Genomic DNA, 21,579 nt, shown 5'->3' with positions numbered 1-21,579 from the left:
ATGTCCAGACTTGTTATGCTGGGCTCATGAAGACACCCTTAGTTGATCCGCCGCTTGCGGGCAACGAAAAAGAGGTCGTGCTGGGCTACATCGCCTTCCAGCAGGACGTTTTCTTGCGCAAACTTCAAGCATCTGACGGAAGCTGGTTGGCCGAGGATGCTCTCAGCCGCGCCTTGCCACCCAGCAGCATGACGCTGAAAGGTATGGCCGCCCACCTCTGGTTCGTTGAAGACTACTGGCGGGACTACATCCTGCTGGGCAACCCGGAAATGGAGTCCTGGGCATCTACCGACTGGGACGCTGATCCGGATGCTGACTGGCACAGCACTCTTTCCATCGAAACTATCATCGAAGAATTGAAACTCAGCACGAATAAGACCCGCAAGTTGCTACAGGGTACTGACTGGGATGACGTGAGTAAGAGAGCCACCGGGGAAGGCAACCACTTTTCCTACCGCTGGGTGGCTCTACATCTCATCGAGGAATGGGGCCGTCATCTGGGGCACGCCGACCTTCTGCGAGAAAATATCGACGGAGAAACCGGCGACTAAGCGCCGCTCATAGCTCATAGACTCGCGGGTTTATTTTGCCCCACCATCACTTAGCTCGTTCAAGAGACCAGGCCAAGAGAAAGACAAAAGATGTCAGAAAAACTAGCGATTATCACAGGAGTTGGCAGAAAGAAGGGTATCGGTTTTGCAATCGCTCAAGAACTGATGAGTGCTGGCTATGACCTAGTCATCAGCTATTGGTCAGCCTACGATGAACGGTTGGGCCTCGACCGCTCCCCCACCGACTTTGACGTTTTGAAGGCTATAGGCGAGCAACTGGGCCGTTCGATTCACTGTGTGGAAGTTGATTTAGCCGAGCCGCACTCAGCTACTGAATTGGTCGATAGAGCATTTTCTGACGGGGATGTAAGGGCAATGGTAATGTCCCACTGCGAATCGGTCGATAGTGACGTCCTCACCACCAGCCTGGAGGCCTGGGACCAGCATTTTGCGGTCAATGCTAGGGCGCCGTGGCTGATGATCAAAAGATATGCCGAGCTCTCCAATCCCGACCCCGAATGCATCAAGTCTGTTATTGCCCTGACCAGTGACCATACTGCCCATAATCTACCCTACGGCGCGTCCAAGGGAGCGCTGGACCGCTTGGTGATTGCTAGTGGCGTTGAACTCGGTAGCCGGGGTTTCAGGTGCAATGTGCTTAACCCTGGCCCTGTGAATACGGGCTGGATGACCGGTGAGCTCGAGCAGCAGTTGACAGCGATGACTCCAGCGGGAAGATTGGGCACAACCGAGGACGTCGCTCATCTTGTGGGCTTCCTTTGCTCAGAAAAGGGGTCTTGGGTCAATGGCCAACTGCTGCAAACAAACGGGGGCTTTAATGCTGGTTAGCAGTGGCGCTGATATGTCAGATGAAAAGGAAATCGCAGTTATCCTCTTCGATGGCTTTGAGCTTCTGGACGTTTTTGGGCCGGTTGAGCTGTTGCAGTTTGTACCTCATTACCACCTTGAGTTCTATGCACCCTCCCCCGGAAAAGTAAGCAGTTCTCAAGGTATTGAGGTCATAGCCCCTCGTTCGTTGGCAGACCTAGAGAGCGCCGATCTGCTCCTCGTACCTGGAGGTAAAGGAACCCGTGCCCTGGTGAATGATCAAGATTTTATTGAGCGGCTACACCTTCTTGGCAAAAATAGCGCCACAGTTGTTTCGGTCTGCACCGGCGCAGCTTTGCTAGCACAGGCCGGCCTGCTCTCGGGGTACAGAGCAACCACCAACAAACGGGCCTACCACTGGGTCACAGGTTTTGGTCCTGACGTTTCGTGGCAGCCTTCAGCCAGATGGGTACAGGACCGTAGCCGCTGGACATCCTCTGGAATTTCAGCCGGTATCGACATGACAGCGGCTCTCATCGGTCACTTCGAAGGTCACGTGGTATTGCAAGAAATACTGGATCGAGCAGAACTCACCGTAGCACCAGATCCCTCACACGACCCCTTCGCAATCACGCCGTAAAGAAAAGCGACCCTCCTGGTTTTAGCCTGCAAACAAAGCAGGCTAGACACCAGAAGAGTCGCTCTCAATACTTAAGGTTAACCTTCGCTTAGTTTTAGTTCAGCTCACTCAGTACGCGGAAGCCGAACATATTGGTCACAGTATCTGAAGAGTAGTAAGCACTGCGGTAGTCCAGACGCAGATTCTAGGGTTGGGTAGTTCCAGGCGCCACCGCGCACCTAGTATCCGGTATGATCCACACAGGCCTGGAACCGGTTCACGGTCACTACGGTCTGGGACATCGCAAACTGCTGGTCAATGGTGACTTGGCGCTGAGGGGTTTCAAAGTCACGGCGCGCTTCAGGCACGTTCCATTCATCGTGTTCTTCAGCCGTTAATCCAGCCAGTTAAGAACCCGCTGGGATGACCACCATGGTGGGGGTAGCTGCGCTACTTGAGAGAGCAGAGCACCTTTAAAAGTGAACAATCAGGGTCTATCCCTGCTTTAAGGGGGATATATTGATCTTTCGTTAGATTCCTAGTCATAGTGTTTTATTGGCTCAGTTAGCGTGCATTCGCGGCCAATAAATTCACCTATATTGTAGGTGAAATCTACACTCCTAATACCATTATTCCTTATGACCACTAGTGCAGACTCTGCGCATACAGCCCCTATAAAACCTCAACCAGAAATAGAATTTAATTGAGAATTGTAAAACTGTTCAAATTTTTAAAGTTCCATTAATTTTAGGGATAGGTTTCAAATAATCGTTATTTAATTTTTCAACAAAAAATTAGCCCGGAACTGGTGTTATCGGTTCCGGGCTAATTTAGAATTGTGGGTTTAGATGTTGAACCCGAGGGCGCGCATCTGATCACGGCCGTCATCAGTGATTCGTTCGGGGCCCCACGGGGGCATCCACACCCAGTTGACGTGCCATTCATCAATCATGGTTTCCAGATTCTGCTGAATCTGTTCCTCGATGACATCCTGCAGGGGGCAGGCGGCGGTCGTAAGGGTCATATCGAGCACCAGTGCGCCCTCATCGTTCCAGCGCATGCCGTAGAGCAGGCCCAGATCAACGATGTTCACACCGAGTTCGGGGTCGATGACGTTACTGAGGGCGTCCTCGATTTCTTCTTGGCTGGGGCGACCAGCTGGGGTTTCACTCATGAGCGGTCCCTTCCTAAAAGCAGTGGTTACTTCTTGCCGATGTAACGCTCGTAGCCTTCTTCTTCAAGGCGGTCAGCGAGCTCGGGGCCACCCTGCTCAACCATCTTGCCGTCAACGAAAACGTGCACGAAGTCAGGCTTGATGTAGCGCAGAATGCGGGTGTAGTGGGTAATCAGCATAACACCCATGTCGTTAGCCTGATGAGCGCGGTTCACGCCTTCAGAAACAACCTTGAGCGCGTCAACGTCCAGACCGGAGTCAGTCTCATCGAGGATGCCGAACTTGGGCTTGAGCAGTTCAAGCTGCAGGATTTCGTGGCGCTTCTTCTCGCCGCCAGAGAAACCTTCGTTAACATTGCGGGCGATGAAGGCGGGATCAATGGAAAGGTTTTCCATAGCGCCCTTAACGTCCTTGGTCCAGGTGCGCAGTGCGGGGGCTTCGCCGGCCACAGCGGTCTTTGCTGAACGCAGGAAGTTAGACATGGTGACGCCGGGGATTTCCACGGGGTACTGCATGGCCAGGAAGAGGCCGGCGCGGGCACGCTCGTCTACTGACATTTCGGTGACGTCTACGCCGTCCAGCAGGATTTCACCGGAGTCTACCTGGTACTTGGGGTGACCGGCGATGGTCGCAGCAAGCGTTGATTTGCCGGAGCCGTTGGGGCCCATAACGGCGTGAATTTCACCGGAGTTGATGGTAAGGTTCACGCCCTTGAGGATGGGCTTGGTGTTTTCATCATCGAGGATGACGGATACGTGCAGGTCCTTGATTTCAAGGGTTGCCATGTTGGTTCTCCTAGAGAGGGTAAAAGTTTAGTTGTTGCTGATGGAGAGTTCGGCTTCAAGAGCGTCCATGAGCTGCTCTTCGAGCGAATCGATGCGAATCTGCTGGATGATTTCGTTGAGGAAACCGCGGACCACCAGGCGGCGAGCTTCTTCAGCTGGGATACCGCGTGCCTGCAGGTACCACAGGTGGTCCTCATCAAGCTGCCCGGTGGTTGAAGCGTGACCGGCTCCAGCGATCAGGCCGGTTTCGATTTCCAGGTTGGGCACGGAGTCCGCACGGGGGCCGTCCTCAAGAATGAGGTTGCGGTTAAGTTCGTAGGTGTCGGTGCCTTCAGCTTCCTTACCAATCAGAACATCGCCAACCCATACAGCGTGGGCACCTCGACCCTGCAGAGCACCCTTGTAGGTCACGCGGGACTTGCAGTTGGGCACGGTGTGCGCCACAAAGAGACGGTTTTCAATGTGCTGGCCGGCGTCTACGAAGTAGAGGCCGTACATCTCAGTTTCGGCACCGGGCGCGCTGAAACGTGTGGAGGGGGTGACGCGCACGGTCTTGCCGCCCAGAGAGATGTTCACGTGCTTGAACTTGGCATCACGGCCCAAAGCAGCGTATTGAGCGGACGCATGGACGGCGTCATCCTCCCACTGCTGCAGGGTGATGACGGTCAGCGATGATGAGTCACCTACCTTGAATTCAACATTCTGGGACACCACGGCTGAACCGGTGTGGCGCAGTACGACCACAGCCTTCGAGAAAGGCTTGGTTTCTACCAGGATGTGCTGGGCAGCTGGTGCCATTTCGGTGCCCTTGATAGCAACCTCAATGTGACCTTCAAGCTCAGCTTCAGCAGGTACCGTAATGACGGTAGCCTCGGAGAAGTTGCTCCACGCGTTAGCTGCTACACGATCCTCGGGAATACCGGCTGAGCCGATACGTGAATCCTCACGACCAACAGTTTCCACGGTTACACCGGCGGGGGCTTCAACCTCGATGACGGGGGCGGTTCCGGTCAGAGCGTCAGTGTGCAAACCAGCAAGACGCTTAATCGGGGTAAAGCGCCAATCTTCTTCACGGCCGGTCAGCGGCGCGAAATCTTCAACCTTGTATGAGGTCTTGCGCTCAGCGCGTGAGCCGTCAATCTCAGCCTTGTCGGTGTTGTGCTTTGAGACGCGGATGGTGTCATCAGCGGTGAGCTCTGAAGCGAGCTTCTCGCCTTCAACATCCATACCGGGAATCGCGGGGTTGTTGTGCCCCTGGTTTTCTTCGTTAGCCATCATTTAGCCTACGGATCCTTCCATCTGGAGTTCAATCAGGCGGTTCAGTTCAAGTGCGTATTCCATGGGCAGTTCACGCGCGATGGGCTCCACAAAACCGCGCACAATCATAGCCATCGCCTCGTCCTCAGGCAGACCGCGCTGCTGAAGGTAGAAGAGCTGCTCTTCTGACACGCGTGAAACGGTTGCCTCGTGACCCATGGTGACATCGTCTTCACGGATATCTACATAGGGGTAGGTATCTGAGCGCGAGATGGTGTCTACCAACAGGGCGTCACAAACGACTGAGCTCTTGGCGTGGTGGGCGCCTTCGCGCACCTGGACCAGACCGCGGTAGGCGCTGCGTCCACCGTTACGTGCCACCGACTTAGACACAATGGTCGAGGAGGTGTTCGGGGCAATGTGAACCATCTTTGAGCCGGTGTCCTGGTGCTGACCTTCACCTGCGAAAGCGATGGAGAGGGTCTCGCCCTTAGCGTGCTCACCGACCATGTAGACAGCGGGGTACTTCTGGGTAACCTTAGAGCCGATGTTCCCATCGACCCATTCCATGGTGCCACCTTCGTGCACGATGGTGCGCTTGGTGACCAGGTTGTAGACGTTGTTGGACCAGTTCTGGATCGTGGTGTAGCGAACGCGGGCGTTCTTCTTGACTACGATTTCAACAACTGCTGAGTGCAGGGAGTCCGATGAGTAGATGGGGGCGGTGCAGCCTTCAATGTAGTGAACGTAAGAGCCTTCATCAGCAATGATGAGGGTACGCTCAAACTGGCCCATGTTCTCGGTATTAATGCGGAAGTAAGCCTGCAAGGGAATATCAACGTGGACGCCCGGGGGGACGTAAACGAAGGAGCCACCTGACCATACAGCGGTGTTCAGCGCAGCAAACTTGTTATCGCCGGCGGGAATCACGGAGCCAAAGTACTCTTCGAAGAACTCCGGGTGCTCTTTAAGGGCGGTGTCGGTGTCTAGGAAGATCACGCCCTGAGCTTCGAGGTCTTCGCGGATCTGGTGGTAGACAACCTCAGACTCGTACTGGGCAGCAACACCTGCGACCAGGCGCTCGCGTTCCGCTTCTGGAATACCCAGCTTCTCGTAGGTAGTGCGGATATCCTCGGGCAGGTCATCCCATGTCTTAGCCTGACCCTCGGTTGAACGCACGAAGTACTTGATGTTATCGAAGTCGATACCCGAGAGGTCAGCACCCCAGGTGGGCATGGGCTTGCGGTCGAAGAACTTCAGCGCCTTGAGGCGAAGGTCCAGCATCCACTGGGGCTCGCTCTTCTTGGCAGAGATGTCGCGCACGACGTCCTCATCCAGACCGCGCTTCGCGGACTGGCCTGCCTCATCGGAGTCAAACCAGCCGTACTCGTAGGTACCGATGCCTTCGAGCTCGGGGTTTGCCTCCAGAATTTCGGAAATGACGGTGTTGTTGGCGTTCTGCTCAACCTGATTAGTCATTACGGCCTTTCTTGGTGGGTTTGCTTTCACGAGGTATGCGTGAAAGGTGTCTATCGTCCTCCGGCCGGTATACCCGGCCAGTGGGCGGAAGTCTGTGGTGCTGGCTTAGGTGCCCGTCTGGTCCTGTGTCTTTGGTGTTGGTAGGATGCTTGGTTCTGGTAGCTCCACCCTGCCCAGGGGGATGTGGGTGGTGCAGACGTGGGCGCCCTGAGCCATGGTGGATAGTCTGCGTACATCCACCCCTAACAGATCAGCGATAATCTGTGTTTCCTGATCGCAGAAGACTGTGAAGTCCTGAGCTAGATCCCGCACAGGGCAGTGCCCTTGGCAAAGCTGAATACTGGCCAGTAGGTGCTCAGGGAGGCGGGCAGCCGCAGAGGTTGGAGGGCTCATCACATTAGCGCTGGCCACGAATCCGTCGCGGGTCATGGCTTCCGCTAGAGCCCTGGCGCGGTCGGCAATCTCTGAGCCAGCCGCCTCAACGATGGGGCGGTAGCGGGCTTCCATTTCTGCTGCCCGCGCAGTGGCGAAGGACCGAAGAGCGTCGTCCCCTACCGCCTCTTGCAACATAGTGAGAGCTGAGCGGGCTATATCAAGGTAGTCGTTGCCCAGCTCTGAGTGCCCTCTGGGGGCAATGACGTAGCGTCGAGCTGGACGTCCGGCACCTGCACCTGGCTGCCGGTGGGTGGCGACCTCAATGAGGCGGTCTTTTTCAAGAGCGTCGAGGTGCCGCCTGACCGCTGCCGGGGTCAGGTTCAGGAGTTCACCCAGGTTGGCTGCAGAAACAGGGCCGTGGGTGAGAACTCCTTGTAGAACACGGTCTCGTGTTCTTTCCTCTGTTTCTGCAGGGCGCGCTGCTGTTACTGTCGGCTTGCGAGCTTTATCTGCGGAATACACAAGTAAAGTATGTCCTAATTCCCCCTGTGCGGTCTAGTTAGGCGAACCTATTTCTAAGGTCTTTCCAGTCACATTTTATGAATTACTCATAATTATCCTGGAGAAAGAGGGTTTAAAACCTATACCCCTTCCCTCCGTCATCTGACAGCAAGGACGAGCAGAAAAGACTAGAATGGTCTGGTGACTATCCCGGTACTATCTCATCAGAATTCTGCGCGCGCCAGTGCGCCCGGCCCTGCCTTGCTGATTAATTCTCTGGTGAAGGAGTTCAAGCCCTCCAAAGAATTTGCCGCTAAAAACCCGCACCGTCTTACTGAAGATGGCTTGCACAGAGCCGTTGACGGAGTAAATCTCACCATTAACCGCGGCGAAGTCACTGTTCTACTGGGGGCCAACGGTGCTGGGAAAACCACCACCCTAGCCTGCGCCCAGGGTCTACTCAAACCCGATGGTGGCAGTGTAGAACTTCTCGGCAGCTCACCTTGGGGTGCGTCGCCAGAACTACGCTCACGCGTTGGGATTATGTTGCAGGACGGCGGCCTACCTCAGCACATGCGCCCCGTACCCTTACTGCGCCACATCGCTCGCATGTACGCCCAGCCTCTTGATCTCGATGCCCTCGTAAAGAGACTGGGCATTGACACCTTCAACGGAACTACGGTACGCCGGCTTTCAGGCGGCCAGAAACAGCGAGTAGCACTTGCTGCTGCCATCATCGGTCAACCAGAACTTCTTTTTCTCGATGAGCCCACCGCGGGGCTTGATCCTCAGTCGCGTTCCGTCGTTTTTGATATCATCAGTGAGCTACGGGACGCAGGGGTTGCGATTGTACTTACCACCCACCTGCTCGATGATGCCCAAAGAATTGCGGACCGGGTTTTTATGATTAAGCGAGGCACGGTGGTTCTGTCAGGGAGCATGGCAGAGGTGCTTGCCGCCGGCGGGAAGAATCAACAAACCCTAACCTTTACCGGTGGAACAGGTCTTCAGTTGGTGGACTTCCTCCCCCAGGCCCAAAGTGATGGCCTGGTCCTGCTTGAAAAAGCAGCGGGCCGCTACGAGATCAGCGGGGATATCAAGCCTCACCATTTGGTGGCTCTCACCAACTACTGGCAGAAACTCGGGGCAATCCCCACTGAATTCACGCTGGCACCGCGCACCCTTGAAGATATCTTCCTCGAACTATCCGGTAACGAGATCCGATGACACAGACCCGAACTCACAATGCCGCCTCACCCGTCACCCGCGTGCTGGCTCAAGGCCTCTACGAGACCCTCGCCATGCTCAAAAACGGCGAGCAGCTCATGGTCAACCTCGCCTTCCCTATCATGGGCCTCTTGGCGCTCAATTACACTGCTTTCCTGGACCCCTGGGCAGAGCGTTACGGTATCTCCCGCATTGACGTAGCCGTCCCCGGCGTCCTCGCTTTGTGCGTCCTCTCAACTGCCCTATCAGGTCAGGGGATCGCCACCGGTTTTGACCGGCGCTATGGCGTCCTCCGGTTCATCTCTACCACCCCCCTCGGCAAAAGCGGCCTGATTCTCGGCAAAGTTTGTGCGGTGTTGACCATGCTGGCGCTTCAGTATTTTGTGATTGGAGCACTGGGCCAGCTTTTGGGGTGGACAGCCACTGTGCCCGGAGTCCTGCTCTCTTTACCTACGCTTTTGTTAGGGGCAGCCTGCTTCACCTCATTGGGGCTGTTCATTGCCGGAACAGTAAGGGCTGAAGCCACCCTGGCCATCGTCAATATGGCATGGGTTCTTCTGGCGGCACTCGGTGGCATCCTCCTGCCGACCGACCGATATCCTGCCGCCATTGCACCGCTCGTAGATGCACTGCCATCAGCCGCTCTGGGTAACGCCCTCCGCGGGGACTACATTTACCAAGATTTTTTTCTCATCCCCCACCTCATTCTTCTGCTCAGCGCGCTAGTCTTTAGCGCTCTGTGCGTTCGCTTCTTCAAATGGTCCGCCTAACAACTGTGAAGGTCGCACGTTCATGACTAACACCACCGGGGTAGAACCCGACACCCGCCCTACTATCGGCGAGAAACTGGTACCCCATCGTTACACCTCGTGGGTCAAAAAATTGGCCTGGGCCGTAGCCATTGCAAATATCTTCCTCATTGTCTCCGGTGGTATTGTGCGCCTCACCGGCTCTGGGCTGGGCTGCGATGCCTGGCCGCGTTGCACCTCTGACGGGTCATGGACTACCACCCCCGAGATGGGCGTGCACGGTTTGGTTGAATTCGGCAACCGTCTGCTGACCTTTGTACTGATGGCCGTCACCATCCTTGCCTTCCTCTCAATTCTCCGAATCGTCTTTCCGCAACGGATGAAGCCCAGTGCCTTCATCCGCACACTTTTTACAGGCCTACGAGCTCATGAAAACCGTTACTCTGATCTCTACAACCTGGCTCTCCTCTTGCTCTGGGGCATCCCACTTCAGGCAGTTGTAGGTGGCATATCAGTCTGGCTCAAGCTCAACCCCTGGATGATTACCGCGCACTACATGCTCTCTGCCCTCATGATCGCTATCGCAGCTATCTATGTGAACCGCGTCTACCGCTACTTCAGTGGCACCTACAGGGCAGAGGAGCTTACCTCAGCTGACCTGCCGGCAGGTACCTCGCTCCTGCGCGCTCTGGGCTGGCTGGGCGTCATCCTGGTCTTTATCCTCATCTTCATGGGCACCGTCACCACCGGCACCGGCCCCCATGCGGGCGATGCCAACACCCACCGTCATGCTTTTGACCCTGTTCTGATCACCCGCACCCACGGCATGACGGTGTGGATCTACTGCGCCAGCATCCTTGCTGTTTTCGTAACCGTCAAACGATATGCTCTACCTAAAATCTTGTTGAGGTCCCTGCTCTTCGTCCTGGTGGTCTTGGCCTACCAGGCAATCGTCGGGTATACGCAGTACTTCAACGGTCTGCCTATTTGGCTGGTGGAACTGCACCTGTTCGGTTCAGGTATCTTCACCCTGGCTGCCGGCTCACTGATCGAACGGCAGCTCACCCTCACTAACCCCAAGCAGCGAGAGCTTGCCCTGCAACGTATCCAGCACTAAAGCTGCAAAACCCGCACAGAAAAAGCCCTCGGTTTCCTATCAAAGGAAGCCGAGGGCTTTTTACATATGAAGATCTAAAAGATGGGTGCCAACACTGCTGAGCCGACAAAGGGATCAACCGCAAGAGCGATGAACAGAACGGTGAGATAGGTAATTGAGCCGTGGAAAACCACCATAGCTGTGCGGCTGGTTGCCTTCTGGGCAAGAGCAAGGCGGTGCAACTTATGGCAGTGATAAAGGAACCAGGCGCCACTTGCACAAGCAGTGAGAGTGTATACCCAACCAGCACCACCGAGTGGGATGAGAAGCAGAGAGCAGGCCACCATTGCCCAGCCGTAGAGAACTACCTGCACCGAGACGCTCTTGGCAGAGTCAGTAGCACCCAGCATGGGGATGCCTGCAGCACGGTAGTCCTCTGCATACTTCATCGACAGCGGCCAGTAGTGAGGAGGGGTCCATAGGAAAATCACCATAAAGAGCACAACAGCAGCCCAGGAGATGGTGTTCTCGACGGCAGCCCAGGCGATAAAGACCGGCATACACCCAGCCAAGCCTCCCCAGACAATGTTCTGCTTGGTACGCTTTTTGAGCCACAGCGAGTAGAAGACAACATAAAGGAAGATTGCAACGACACCCAGCCCCGCCGCTAGGGGGTTAACGAGGAAGTAAAGGTAAACGATGGAGACCAGCGATAGAATCCACGAAAAGACAAGGGCCTCGCGGTCCGTCAGTTCACCGGTCACCAAGGGGCGCTTCTCGGTGCGCTTCATTTTGCGGTCAGCTTCGCGGTCGATGTAGCAGTTAAAGGCACACGAAGCGCCAGCTGCGAGCGAACCACCAATCATGGTGTTGAGCACCAGCCAGAAGTTGGGGAACCCACCGGCAGCAAAAATCATGGTGGGCGCAGTCGTCACTAGCAGAAGCTCAATAATTTGAGGTTTCGTCAGATGGATATAAGCCCTGATTTTACGTCGCAGGGAAATTTTGCCTGCAGCTCCCGTCGATTCAGGCAACAGCCCGCGATGTTCTTGGCGATCAATCACGCTCTTCATGCCATGGCCCTTCACGTATGCAGGTTCCCTTACAGATGGTGTGCGGTACCCCAGGCGCTAAATGATGCTGTGACAAGAGTTGTGGAGCGTTGGCTGACTGGTTGAAATGCTGAGCAAGAATTTCCCGTATCAACCGGTGAGATTACAAGTGTGGCGGTCATCACGCTCACCCTTTGCCAGTGCAATAATTGGGCGCACAAGGGGACTTTCGGTCAACTTATATCGTATAACGACTTACCTTTGAGACCTAATACCGATTCTTCTCATTACCCATATCTCTCAGCTATCAGACAAAACCGAGCACCGCTTGCCATGGTGAACTATTGTTAAGAACTGGGTCACTTTCCACAGGTTTCACCTCGGCAAACTTCTGCCTCCCTGTGTTCTCAGTGTCCAAAGAACTATCCGCATATTTCTGGCAGGATGCCAGAGCAGAGAGGATTACTCGTGCCCAACCTTAATCAGAAGCTTGAGTGGACCGAAAAAGATCAGCGGGCAGTTGATACTGCGCGCGTACTAGCAGCCGATGCCGTCGAGAAGGTTGGCTCGGGCCACCCCGGCACTGCTATGAGCCTAGCACCTGTGGCCTACATGCTCTTCCAGAAAATCATGCGCCACGATCCCACCGATGATCGCTGGGCCGGCCGTGACCGCTTTATCCTCTCACCTGGACATACATCTTTAACGCTCTACAACCAGCTTTTCTTGGGCGGTTTCGGCCTGGAGCTTGAGGACCTCAAGAGTCTTCGCACCGCACGCGCTTTGACCGCAGGGCATCCCGAGTACGGCCACACTAAGGGCGTTGAAATCACCACTGGACCTCTCGGCCAGGGCCTAGCGTCCGCAGTCGGTTTTGCTTACGCCCAGCGTCGCATGCGCGGTCTGTTTGACCCCCAGGCACCTGCTGGCACTTCTCCCTTTGACCACACCATCTTTGCCATTGCTTCTGAAGGTGACATTCAGGAGGGCGTGACCGCTGAAGCCTCTGCCCTCGCAGGGCACCAGCAGTTGGGCAACCTGGTTGTCATTTTTGACCGTAACCATATCTCGATTGAAGACAACACCGATGTTGCCTTCACCGAGGACGTCGCAGCCCGCTACGAAGCTTACGGCTGGGATGTCACCAAGGTGGACTGGACCGTCAGCGGTGAGTACAAGGAAGACCTTGAGGCTCTCTACGACGCTATCGTTGCCGCCACCAAGGTCACCGATAAACCCTCTTTCATTGAGCTGCGCACCATCATTGGCTACCCCGCCCCCACCAAGCAAAACACCGGTGGCATTCACGGCTCCAAGCTGGGTGCCGATGAAGTTGCAGCCACCAAGGAAATTCTGGGCTTCGATCCCGAAGCTCACTTTGTAGTTGAACCTGAAGTTCTTGAACACACCCGCGCTCTGGTTGAACGCGGGGCAGCAGAGCGTAAAAAATGGGAAGCTTCACTGAAGACCTGGCGAGCTGCTAACCCTGACGCAGCCCAGCTCTTTGACCGCCTTGAAGCTGGTGAACTCCCCGAAAACTATGCAGATGCCTTCCCCACCTTCGAAGCTGGCACTTCCCTTGCTACCCGTGCGGCCTCCGGTAAGGTCATCAATGCGATTGCATCGACTTTCCCCGAGCTCTGGGGCGGCTCAGCTGACCTGGCCGGTTCAAATAACACCACCATCGATACCGAGAAGTCCTTCAACCCCGAATCACGTACCACCAAGACCTGGACGGCTCACCCCTACGGTCGTGTACTGCACTTCGGCATCCGTGAGCATGCAGCAGCAGCCATTACCAACGGCATCGCGCTCTCATCCCCCACCCGCCCCTTCTCAGGCACCTTCTTTGTCTTCACCGACTACCAGCGCCCCGCCGTCCGCCTGGCAGCGCTTATGGGGGTGCCCAACATCTTTGTCTGGACCCATGACTCCATCGGTCTGGGCGAAGACGGCCCCACCCACCAGCCTGTAGAGCACCTCACCGCTATGCGCGCTATCCCCGGCCTGGACGTCGTGCGACCTGCTGACGCCAACGAAACCGCTGTTGCCTGGCGCAAGATTCTGGAAATCAAGGATCACCCCGCCGGCCTGGTGCTCTCACGCCAGAACCTAACCACCATTGCGCGTGAGGATCTGCACCCCGATGCAGACGGCGAGAAATTCGCGTCAGCCGAGGGCGCCGCCCGCGGCGGTTACGTGCTGGCTGACACCGAAGGCACTCCCGATGTCATCATCATCGCCACCGGCTCAGAGGTAGAAATTGCATTGGATGGCCGCGCCAAGCTGGCTGAGCAGGGTATCGCTGCTCGCGTGGTATCCATGCCCTCTCGCGAGTGGTTTGCCGCTGAAAGCGCTGAATACCGTGAATCCGTGATCCCTTCAGCTATCAAGGCACGCGTTACCGTAGAAGCCGGTCTACGCATGACCTGGAACGATCTGCTGGGTGATGCCGGCCGGGCTGTTTCACTAGAACACTACGGCGCTTCTGCATCAGCTGAAGAGCTTTACCAGCAGTTTGGCATTACTGCTGAAGCTGTAGCTCATGCTGCTCAGGAATCTATCGAAGCTACCCGCTAAAACCTAGCTGTGTCTGCTACTGGAAGCCCGGTAGCAGACACGGTCTTCACCAGAACTTTTGCCACCGTAGCACCGTGTTCGGTGGCCCTATTGAAAGGGAAAGAATGACAACCCCTACCCAGAAGCTTTCTGACGCCGGCGTTTCCATCTGGCTCGATGACCTCTCGCGTGAGCGCCTCACCAGTGGCAACCTCCAGGAACTCATTGACACCAAGAATGTTGTTGGCGTCACCACCAACCCCAGCATCTTTGCTTCCGCACTCTCCAACGGTGCCGCTTACGCTGAACAGATGAAGCAGCTAGCAGCAGCCGGTGAAACCGCTGAAAACGCAGGTTTCGCTGCCATGATTGACGACGTCCGAGACGCCTGCGATGTCTTTGCCCCCATCTACAGCGCTAGCCAGGGCTTTGACGGCCGCGTTTCCATTGAGGTCAGCCCTCTACTAGCCCGCAATGCTGAAGAGACCCTTGCTCAGGCTAAGGAGCTCTACTCAATCGTTGACCGCGAAAACGTCATGATTAAGATTCCCGCCACCCTTGAGGGCCTTAAGCCAATCGCTCAGGCTCTGGCTGAGGGTATTTCCGTCAACGTCACCCTCATCTTCTCGCTGGAGCGCTACCGCGCCGTCATCAACGCCTACATGCTCGGTCTTGAAGAAGCGCTGGCTAAGGGCAAGGACCTTTCAAAGATTCACTCCGTAGCTTCTTTCTTCGTCTCCCGTGTAGACGCTGAAATTGACAGCCGTCTGGATGCCATCGGCACCGAGGAAGCGCTGGCACTCAAGGGTAAAGCCGGCGTAGCCAACGCCCGACTGGCCTTTGAGGTCTACGAGCAGGCTTTCGAATCTGAGCGCTGGGCCCGCCTTGAAGCTGCTGGCGCCAACCGCCAGCGTCCCCTCTGGGCATCAACCGGCGTCAAGAACCCCGCTTACCCTGACACCCTCTACGTCACCGAAATCGCTGCCCCCGGTACCGTCAACACTATGCCCGAAGCGACCCTCAATGCGACCTTCGACCATGCAGAAATCACCGGCGATGCCATCAAAGGCACCTACGAAGAATCCAATGAGATTCTCAACGCGCTTGAAGCCCTAGGCGTCTCTTACAACGACGTTGTAGAGAAGCTAGAAGCTGAAGGTGTAGAAAAGTTCGAGGTTTCTTGGCGGGAGCTTCTGGCAACCGTTGAAGGTGCTCTCAAGAACTAACGGCAAAATGGTCACATACCCTGGTGGCCTGTGGCGGCGGTAGGTCCCCCCCCTGCCGCCGCCTTCATCAATAACAACCCAAAGGATTCACGACGGTGTCACAAACCTTCGAATCAAACCCGCTACGCGATCCACGTGATCGCAGGCTTACCCGCATTGCAGGCCCCAGCTCTCTGGTCTTCTTCGGCGTCACCGGTGATTTGGCACGCAAGAAGCTCCTACCAGCTGTCTATGACCTGGTTAACCGTGGGCTCCTACCGCCCAGCTTTGGTCTGGTGGGCTTCGGTCGGCGCGAATGGAGCCATGACGATTTCCGCGCAGAGGTACGGACGCACGTCGAAGCTCACGCCCGCACCCCCTTCCGTGAGGACGTCTGGACCCAGTTTTCCGCAGGGATCCGCTTTGTTACCGGAACTTTTGACTCCAATGAGTCATTCGAGAAGCTCAAGGAGACCCTGAGCGAGCTCGATGAAACACGAGGCACCCGAGGTAACCATGCCTTCTACCTCTCTATCCCCCCTAAGGATTTTGACCAGGTTCTGCAGAAACTTGCCGACCACGATTTAGCCAACCACAACCAGCACGAAGGCTGGCGCCGTGTTGTCATTGAGAAACCCTTCGGCCATAACTTGGAATCTGCCCGTGAGCTGAATGCGATTGTGGAGCGTGTCTTTCCTGCCGATTCAGTCTTCCGAATCGATCACTACTTGGGCAAAGAAACCGTGCAGAACATTCTTGCCATGCGCTTTGCTAATCAAATGTTCGAACCGGTCTGGAATGCCAACAACGTGGACCACGTTCAAATCACCATGGCCGAGGATATCGGTATCGGTACCCGAGCCGGATACTACGACGGTGTTGGCGCAGCACGCGATATCATTCAGAACCACTTACTCCAGTTATTGGCTCTCACCGCGATGGAAGAGCCCATTAGCTTCAACGCTGAGCACCTGCGCGCTGAGAAAGCTAAAGTACTTGAAGCAGTCGAAGTGCCAGATGATATAGCCAGTGCCTTCGCCATCGGTCAGTATGAAGGGGGTAACCAGGGCGGCGAAGAAGTTAACAGCTTCTTCGAAGAGAACGATATCCCCGCAGATTCCCGTACCGAAACTTTTGCTGCTCTCAAGCTCAATATTAAAACCCGCCGTTGGAACGGTGTGCCCTTCTACCTACGCGCCGGTAAGCGCCTGGGGCGCCGCGTGACCGAAATCGCGGTAGTTTTCAAGAAGTCACCCAACCTGCTCTTTGGCGGTGCCTCTGATGATTCAGGGCAGAACGCCATCGTCATTAGGGTTCAGCCCGATGAAGGTATGACCCTGCGCTTCTCATCCAAGGTGCCCGGCACTCAGATGGGTATTCGCGATGTCAATATGGACTTTGGCTACAGCCATTCCTTCACCGAGGAGTCCCCTGAAGCCTACGAGCGCCTCATCTTGGACGTCCTACTAGGCGAGCCGCCGCTCTTCCCCCGCCACGAAGAAGTAGAGCTGTCCTGGAAGATTTTAGACCCCTTCGAGGAATACTGGGCAGAACACAAGATTAAGCCCGAAGGCTACGCTCCAGGTTCCTGGGGCCCCACCTCAGCCCACGAAATGCTCAAACGTGACAACCGCGCCTGGAGACGCCCGTGATCAAGAACATTAAAGACACCACAGTTGGCCAAATTGCCAAGGAACTCTCTGACCTCCGTAATGAGGAAGGAGCAACCACTACCAGCCGTGTGCTCACTCTGGTCATCCTTGCCGATAAGGGCCATTCTAAACTAGCAGTTGAAGCCGCTCTCAAGGCTTCCTACGAACACCCCAGCCGTATTATTGTGCACGTGGGTTACGGAGAAGATCATGAGGACCGCCTCGATGCCCGCCTTTACTTGGGTGGCGACGCCGGTGCCGCTGAACTTGTTATTCTGAGAGGTTACGGGAGCGCATCTATACCTACCGAATCGTTGATTTCGGGCTTGCTCCTACCTGACTCTCCCATCGTGGTCTGGTGGCCCCACTCAGTCCCACAGAACCCCGCTGAACATTCCATTGGCCGTATTGCTCAGCGTCGCATTACCGACTCTGCCCGGTCCTATGACCCTGAGAGCACGCTTGAAGCGCTTTCAAGTTGTTATGCCGATGGTGATACTGACTTGGCATGGATTAGACTGACGCTCTGGCGCATTCAGATTGCCGCTGTTTTCGATCAGTTGCAGCCATCACCGGTCAAAAAGGTGACCGTCTGGGGTTCAGCTAAATCACCGTCAGTGGTGCTGCTGGGAGGCTGGTTAGGTAGCCGCCTCGATGCGGACGTTCACCTGAAGACTACAGCTGTTGACCGCGGGCTCTTCCGGGTCGAGCTGGAGCGAGAAGATGGGACGGTGACCATTCACCGACCGGGCAAGAAAATTGCCACCATCTCTTCCCCTGACTCTCCTGACCAGCAGATCTCTTTGCCGGTCCGCTCCCTCGCGGACTGCCTAGCTGAGGAGCTGCGGCGCCTGGACCCCGATGAGGTCTATGGTGAGGTACTACGCAGCTGTGTCTACAACGAAAGAATGGTCATTGAACACGATGACCAACAGACACCTGAAGAATCTGCTGATTACACGGAGGTTTTTGATGCCTAACCCCATTCTTGTTCCCCATGCCGATAAAGGCCAACTGGCTCTTGCCGGTGGCAGCCGCATCATCAACGTCCTTTCAACCGCCGTGGCAGAACAGGGCCTAGCCCACCTTTCGGTCACCGGGGGCACCATGGGGATTGCTGTACTAGCCAACATTGCCGAGAACCCTCTGCGTAGCACTGTTGACTGGTCAAAGGTGCACTTCTGGTGGTCAGATGAGCGTTTCGTTACCACCGGACACGAAGATCGCAATGAGCAGCAGGCCAAGGACGCTCTCTTAGAAGCACTCGATCTACCTGCTGAAAACCTGCATATTATAGGTGCCAGCGATGTATTCGAGACCGCTGAAGCAGCTGCAGAAGCCTACGCTCATGAGTTAGCTCGGTTTGCTCCGCACGGCGAGGCGTCCCCCCGTTTCAGTCTCACCCTATTGGGCATGGGCCCTGATGGGCATATCGCGTCTCTTTTCCCGGGCCGCACCGAGATTCTGGAAGCTCAGCAGGTAACTCTTGCGATCCAGGATTCCCCCAAGCCCCCGCCCACCAGGGTGACCCTCACCTTGCCAGTCATCAACTTCTCAGAGCGTATCTGGTTTTTGATTGCGGGGTCTGATAAAGCCGAAGCGACAGCCCGTCTACTGAAAGCTAGCCAGATGGCTGAAACTGAGCTTACCGCAGAGATTCTGCAAGAAACTCCGGCGGCAGGCGCTCGAGGTATGCTCGAAACTTTGGTTCTAGCAGCCCAAGACGCCATCTCGTCTTAGACCTTTAAACATTTAGCCCCCGGCTCCTGTGAGAGCCGGGGGCTAAATGTTTAAAGAAAACAGGTTTTATAGTAGCGCGGTGGTTTCAAAACGAAGTACCAGAGCGTAACCGATAATAGCGAAAACCCACAGCAGAATAATGACGACCGTCATGCGGATAAGGTTCTTAGACGCCATACCTGAAGAGTTGAGGGAGGTAGTCATACCGCCACCGAACATATCAGAAAGACCGCCACCCTTACCGCGGTTCAGCAGAACCAGCAGGATGGTCATAACGCTCAGAATTGCGATGACGACCATCAGAGTAATCTTAAGAGTTTCCACGCAGAACCTTTCACTTCAAAAAATCTTGGAGCCTATTATTGGCATCCACAAAAACTATACGCGCATACTACGCCCAACGCACCTTTTACACGGGAGGGGGCGTTCACCCTTAGCGCTAAGCCTGAGTGAAACACAGAGAGGACGCCGAACCGCACCAGCTGCCAAGAGTGCAGGAATGGCACGGTTCGGCGTCCTCGCTCAGAGCTACTTACGCGTTGAAACGTGCAATGTTAGCGAATTCGGTGGGATCAAGCGACGCGCCACCCACCAGCACACCGTCAACGTCCTGCTCCCCCATAATTTCGGGAGCTGAAGCAGCCTTGACTGAGCCGCCGTAGAGGACGCGTACCTTATCAGCGATCTCTGCTGAGTAGAGCTTGGTCAGCTCGGCGCGGATTGCTGCGCTCATCTCCTGGGCATCAGCTGCGGTAGCAACCTTGCCGGTGCCGATAGCCCAAACGGGCTCGTAAGCAACAACCAGGGTTTCAGCCTGCTCAGCGGTGAGACCCTCAATGGAGCCACGTAGCTGTTCTAGGGTGAAGTCAACGTGCTCGCCAGCTTCACGCTTGTCCAAACCTTCACCTACGCAGAGCACGGGGACCAGCTCGTTACGGTAAGCAGCCTGAACCTTAGCAGCGCAAACCGCGTCAGTTTCACCGTGGATGGTGCGACGCTCTGAGTGACCAACCAGAACATAGGTAGCTCCCAGCTTGTTGAGGAAGACACCGGAGATGTCCCCGGTGTAGGCACCGGAATCCTGGTCTGAGAGATCCTGGCCACCGTAGACAATGTTTAGCTTATCGCCGTCTACCAGGCTCTGTATCGAACGGATGTCGGTAAAGGGAGGGAAAACAGCTACTTCTGCAGTGTCATAGTCAAAGTTGGTGTCATCGAGGGTCCATGCCAGCTTCTGCAGCAGAGTAACGCCCTCGGTGTGGTCCATGTTCATTTTCCAGTTACCGGCAATAAGCGGTTTGCGAGTCATAGGCTCGTCCTTTCTGGTGATCCCATTGTGTCTGGGATGAGTGCACCAAAGGTACACAGTGTGAAAAAATTTGGTGAAAGTGTGGCAAGGGCGGGCTACCCTTCGATAACCCGCCGTTGACAGGCCTTAGGCGCCCAGGGCGTCCAGACCCGGAAGAGTTTTACCCTCGATGTATTCCAGGGAAGCGCCGCCACCGGTGGAGATGTGGCCGAACTGCTCATCTGCGTAGCCCAGGTTGCGCACTGCTGCTGCTGAGTCGCCGCCGCCGATGATGCTGAAAGCGTCTTTGTTAGCGACGATAGCTTCAGCTACAGCCTTGGTGCCGTGTGCAGTATTGGGGAACTCTGCAACGCCTACTGGACCGTTCCAGAAGATGGTCTTAGCACCGGCAATCTTTTCTGCGAAGAGTTCACGAGTCTTGGGGCCGATGTCTAGGCCGTCAGCCTTTTCGCCCAGCTCTCCGCCTTCCATATCTTCGATGGGGCGGATTTCGAAGTTAGCATCATTCGAGAAGTCATCGCCGCAGACAACATCCAGAGCGGTGACCAGCTCGGTGCCCCTCTCTGCTGCTTCCGCCAGGTAACGCTTACAGGTTTCTACCTGATCCTTTTCGAGGATGGAGGTGCCAACCTTGTAGCCCTGAGCAACAGCGAAGGTGTAGCCCATGCCGCCACCGATCAGGATGGAGTCAGCCTTGCCGATGAGGTTATCAATGACAGCCAACTTATCGGAGACCTTAGCGCCGCCCATGATCACCACGAAAGGACGCTCCGGGTTGTTGAGGGTCTTCTCCAGGACGTCGACCTCGGTCTTCACAAGGTCGCCCAGGTAAGCAGGCAGAATCTTAGCAATATCAAAGACAGACGCATGTGCGCGGTGAACAGCACCGAAAGCGTCGTTGACGTAGGCGCCGTTATCACCGGTCAGAGCAGCCAGCTCAGCTGCGAACTCTGCGCGCTCAGCCTCATCCTTTGAGGTTTCACGAGCATCAAAACGTACGTTCTCAACGACCAGCAGCTCACCGTTCGCCAAAGCTTCAGCCTTAGCCTTAGCGTCATCGCCCACTAGGTCGGTGGCGATTGCTACGGGGAAGTCAGCCAGTTCGGCAAGACGCTGCGCAGCAGGTGCGATGGAGTACTGAGGATCAACCTTGCCCTTAGGGCGGCCCAGGTGAGCGGTTACGATAACGCGTGCGCCAGCCTCGGTCAGCTTCTTGAGCACGGGCAGGGATGCGCGCACTCGACCGTCATCGGTCACCTTGCCATCTGCCAAAGGAACGTTGAGGTCGGAACGAACGAGCACGCGGCGGCCAGCAACGCCACCAGCAATCAGGTCTTCAAGGGTTTTAGCCATGATATTTTGTCTCCTCTAAGGGAAAGTTTGGGTAATGCCTACCATATGTAGGCTGATACAGCACGGGT

At 55.7% G+C, this 21,579-nt stretch carries 21 protein-coding genes; 11 read left to right on the top strand and 10 right to left on the bottom strand.

Translation table 11 applies throughout. The annotated features are described in order from the left end of the window. The first annotated feature begins 26 nt into the window (after positions 1-26). From M3668_RS06345 to M3668_RS06335, 3 genes are all read left to right on the top strand, one after another. Positions 27-551, top strand: coding sequence for a mycothiol transferase (locus M3668_RS06345; protein ID WP_251379983.1), 525 nt, complete (start codon positions 27-29; stop codon positions 549-551). Between the two features lie 90 nt (positions 552-641). Beyond that, positions 642-1,400, top strand: coding sequence for an SDR family oxidoreductase (locus M3668_RS06340; protein WP_251379982.1), 759 nt, complete (start codon positions 642-644; stop codon positions 1,398-1,400). 13 nt (positions 1,401-1,413) lie between these two features. Next, on the top strand, positions 1,414-2,019 hold the full coding sequence (locus M3668_RS06335) for a DJ-1/PfpI family protein (RefSeq protein WP_251379981.1): 606 nt from the start codon (positions 1,414-1,416) through the stop codon (positions 2,017-2,019). Between the two features lie 218 nt (positions 2,020-2,237). On the opposite strand, the gene M3668_RS06330 is transcribed toward M3668_RS06335, so the two are convergent. From M3668_RS06330 to M3668_RS06305, 6 genes are all read right to left on the bottom strand, one after another. Then, entirely contained in the window at positions 2,238-2,366 is a 129-nt protein-coding gene (locus M3668_RS06330) for an SUMF1/EgtB/PvdO family nonheme iron enzyme (protein WP_251379980.1), read from the bottom strand. 476 nt (positions 2,367-2,842) lie between these two features. After that, positions 2,843-3,172 carry a metal-sulfur cluster assembly factor gene (locus tag M3668_RS06325; RefSeq protein WP_251379979.1) on the bottom strand — a complete coding sequence of 110 codons (330 nt, stop codon included), beginning with the start codon at positions 3,170-3,172 and terminating at the stop codon, positions 2,843-2,845. A gap of 26 nt (positions 3,173-3,198) precedes the next feature. Continuing rightward, positions 3,199-3,957, bottom strand: coding sequence for a Fe-S cluster assembly ATPase SufC (gene sufC, locus M3668_RS06320; RefSeq protein WP_251379978.1), 759 nt, complete (start codon positions 3,955-3,957; stop codon positions 3,199-3,201). 27 nt (positions 3,958-3,984) lie between these two features. After that, positions 3,985-5,235 carry a Fe-S cluster assembly protein SufD gene (gene sufD / locus M3668_RS06315; protein ID WP_251379977.1) on the bottom strand — a complete coding sequence of 417 codons (1,251 nt, stop codon included), beginning with the start codon at positions 5,233-5,235 and terminating at the stop codon, positions 3,985-3,987. Next, the gene (gene sufB / locus M3668_RS06310) at positions 5,236-6,693 is read right to left on the bottom strand and encodes a Fe-S cluster assembly protein SufB (protein WP_251379976.1); all 1,458 of its coding nucleotides are present in this window, start codon (positions 6,691-6,693) and stop codon (positions 5,236-5,238) included. Between the two features lie 105 nt (positions 6,694-6,798). Then, entirely contained in the window at positions 6,799-7,590 is a 792-nt protein-coding gene (locus tag M3668_RS06305; protein ID WP_251379975.1) for a helix-turn-helix transcriptional regulator, read from the bottom strand. A gap of 180 nt (positions 7,591-7,770) precedes the next feature. On the opposite strand from M3668_RS06305, the gene M3668_RS06300 reads away from it, so the two are divergent. The 3 genes from M3668_RS06300 to M3668_RS06290 are packed head-to-tail and all read left to right on the top strand — an operon-like array spanning position 7,771 to position 10,662. Next, a complete protein-coding gene (locus M3668_RS06300) occupies positions 7,771-8,796 on the top strand; it encodes an ABC transporter ATP-binding protein (RefSeq protein WP_251379974.1) in 1,026 nt (341 codons plus the stop codon). Continuing rightward, a complete protein-coding gene (locus M3668_RS06295) occupies positions 8,793-9,566 on the top strand; it encodes an ABC transporter permease (RefSeq protein ID WP_251379973.1) in 774 nt (257 codons plus the stop codon). The genes M3668_RS06300 and M3668_RS06295 overlap by 4 nt, the downstream gene beginning before the upstream one ends. Positions 9,567-9,588: 22 nt before the next feature. Beyond that, positions 9,589-10,662 carry a COX15/CtaA family protein gene (locus tag M3668_RS06290; protein WP_251379972.1) on the top strand — a complete coding sequence of 358 codons (1,074 nt, stop codon included), beginning with the start codon at positions 9,589-9,591 and terminating at the stop codon, positions 10,660-10,662. A 74-nt stretch (positions 10,663-10,736) separates the two neighbouring features. Here the strand turns inward: M3668_RS06290 and M3668_RS06285 are convergent, their stop codons facing one another. After that, positions 10,737-11,714: a heme o synthase gene (locus tag M3668_RS06285; RefSeq protein WP_251379971.1), complete on the bottom strand. Its 978-nt coding sequence runs from the start codon at positions 11,712-11,714 to the stop codon at positions 10,737-10,739. Between the two features lie 423 nt (positions 11,715-12,137). On the opposite strand from M3668_RS06285, the gene tkt reads away from it, so the two are divergent. From tkt to pgl, 5 genes are all read left to right on the top strand, one after another. Next, a complete protein-coding gene (tkt, locus tag M3668_RS06280) occupies positions 12,138-14,273 on the top strand; it encodes a transketolase (RefSeq protein WP_285835762.1) in 2,136 nt (711 codons plus the stop codon). 104 nt (positions 14,274-14,377) lie between these two features. After that, positions 14,378-15,478: a transaldolase gene (gene tal, locus M3668_RS06275; RefSeq protein WP_251379969.1), complete on the top strand. Its 1,101-nt coding sequence runs from the start codon at positions 14,378-14,380 to the stop codon at positions 15,476-15,478. A 95-nt stretch (positions 15,479-15,573) separates the two neighbouring features. Further along, positions 15,574-17,109 (top strand): glucose-6-phosphate dehydrogenase, encoded by a 1,536-nt coding sequence (gene zwf / locus M3668_RS06270; protein ID WP_251379968.1) that lies wholly within the window; start codon positions 15,574-15,576, stop codon positions 17,107-17,109. Next, positions 17,106-18,089, top strand: coding sequence for a glucose-6-phosphate dehydrogenase assembly protein OpcA (locus tag M3668_RS06265; protein ID WP_251379967.1), 984 nt, complete (start codon positions 17,106-17,108; stop codon positions 18,087-18,089). Before zwf ends, M3668_RS06265 begins: the two co-directional genes overlap by 4 nt. Continuing rightward, positions 18,082-18,849, top strand: a complete 768-nt coding sequence (pgl, locus tag M3668_RS06260; RefSeq protein WP_251379966.1) for a 6-phosphogluconolactonase — start codon at positions 18,082-18,084, stop codon at positions 18,847-18,849. The genes M3668_RS06265 and pgl overlap by 8 nt, the downstream gene beginning before the upstream one ends. 66 nt (positions 18,850-18,915) lie before the next feature. Here pgl and secG read toward each other — a convergent pair whose 3' ends face one another. The 3 genes from secG to M3668_RS06245 form a co-directional block, all read right to left on the bottom strand. Continuing rightward, positions 18,916-19,173, bottom strand: coding sequence for a preprotein translocase subunit SecG (gene secG, locus M3668_RS06255; protein WP_251379965.1), 258 nt, complete (start codon positions 19,171-19,173; stop codon positions 18,916-18,918). Between the two features lie 208 nt (positions 19,174-19,381). After that, positions 19,382-20,158 (bottom strand): triose-phosphate isomerase, encoded by a 777-nt coding sequence (tpiA, locus tag M3668_RS06250; protein WP_251379964.1) that lies wholly within the window; start codon positions 20,156-20,158, stop codon positions 19,382-19,384. A 126-nt stretch (positions 20,159-20,284) separates the two neighbouring features. After that, on the bottom strand, positions 20,285-21,511 hold the full coding sequence (locus M3668_RS06245) for a phosphoglycerate kinase (protein ID WP_285835761.1): 1,227 nt from the start codon (positions 21,509-21,511) through the stop codon (positions 20,285-20,287). Positions 21,512-21,579 lie beyond the last annotated feature (68 nt).

Origin of the sequence: Rothia sp. P100 (assembly GCF_023712425.1) — a bacterium.
In the GTDB taxonomy this organism is placed as follows: Bacteria; Actinomycetota; Actinomycetes; order Actinomycetales; family Micrococcaceae; genus Rothia; species Rothia endophytica.
This window is presented reverse-complemented; position numbering and strand designations above follow the sequence as displayed.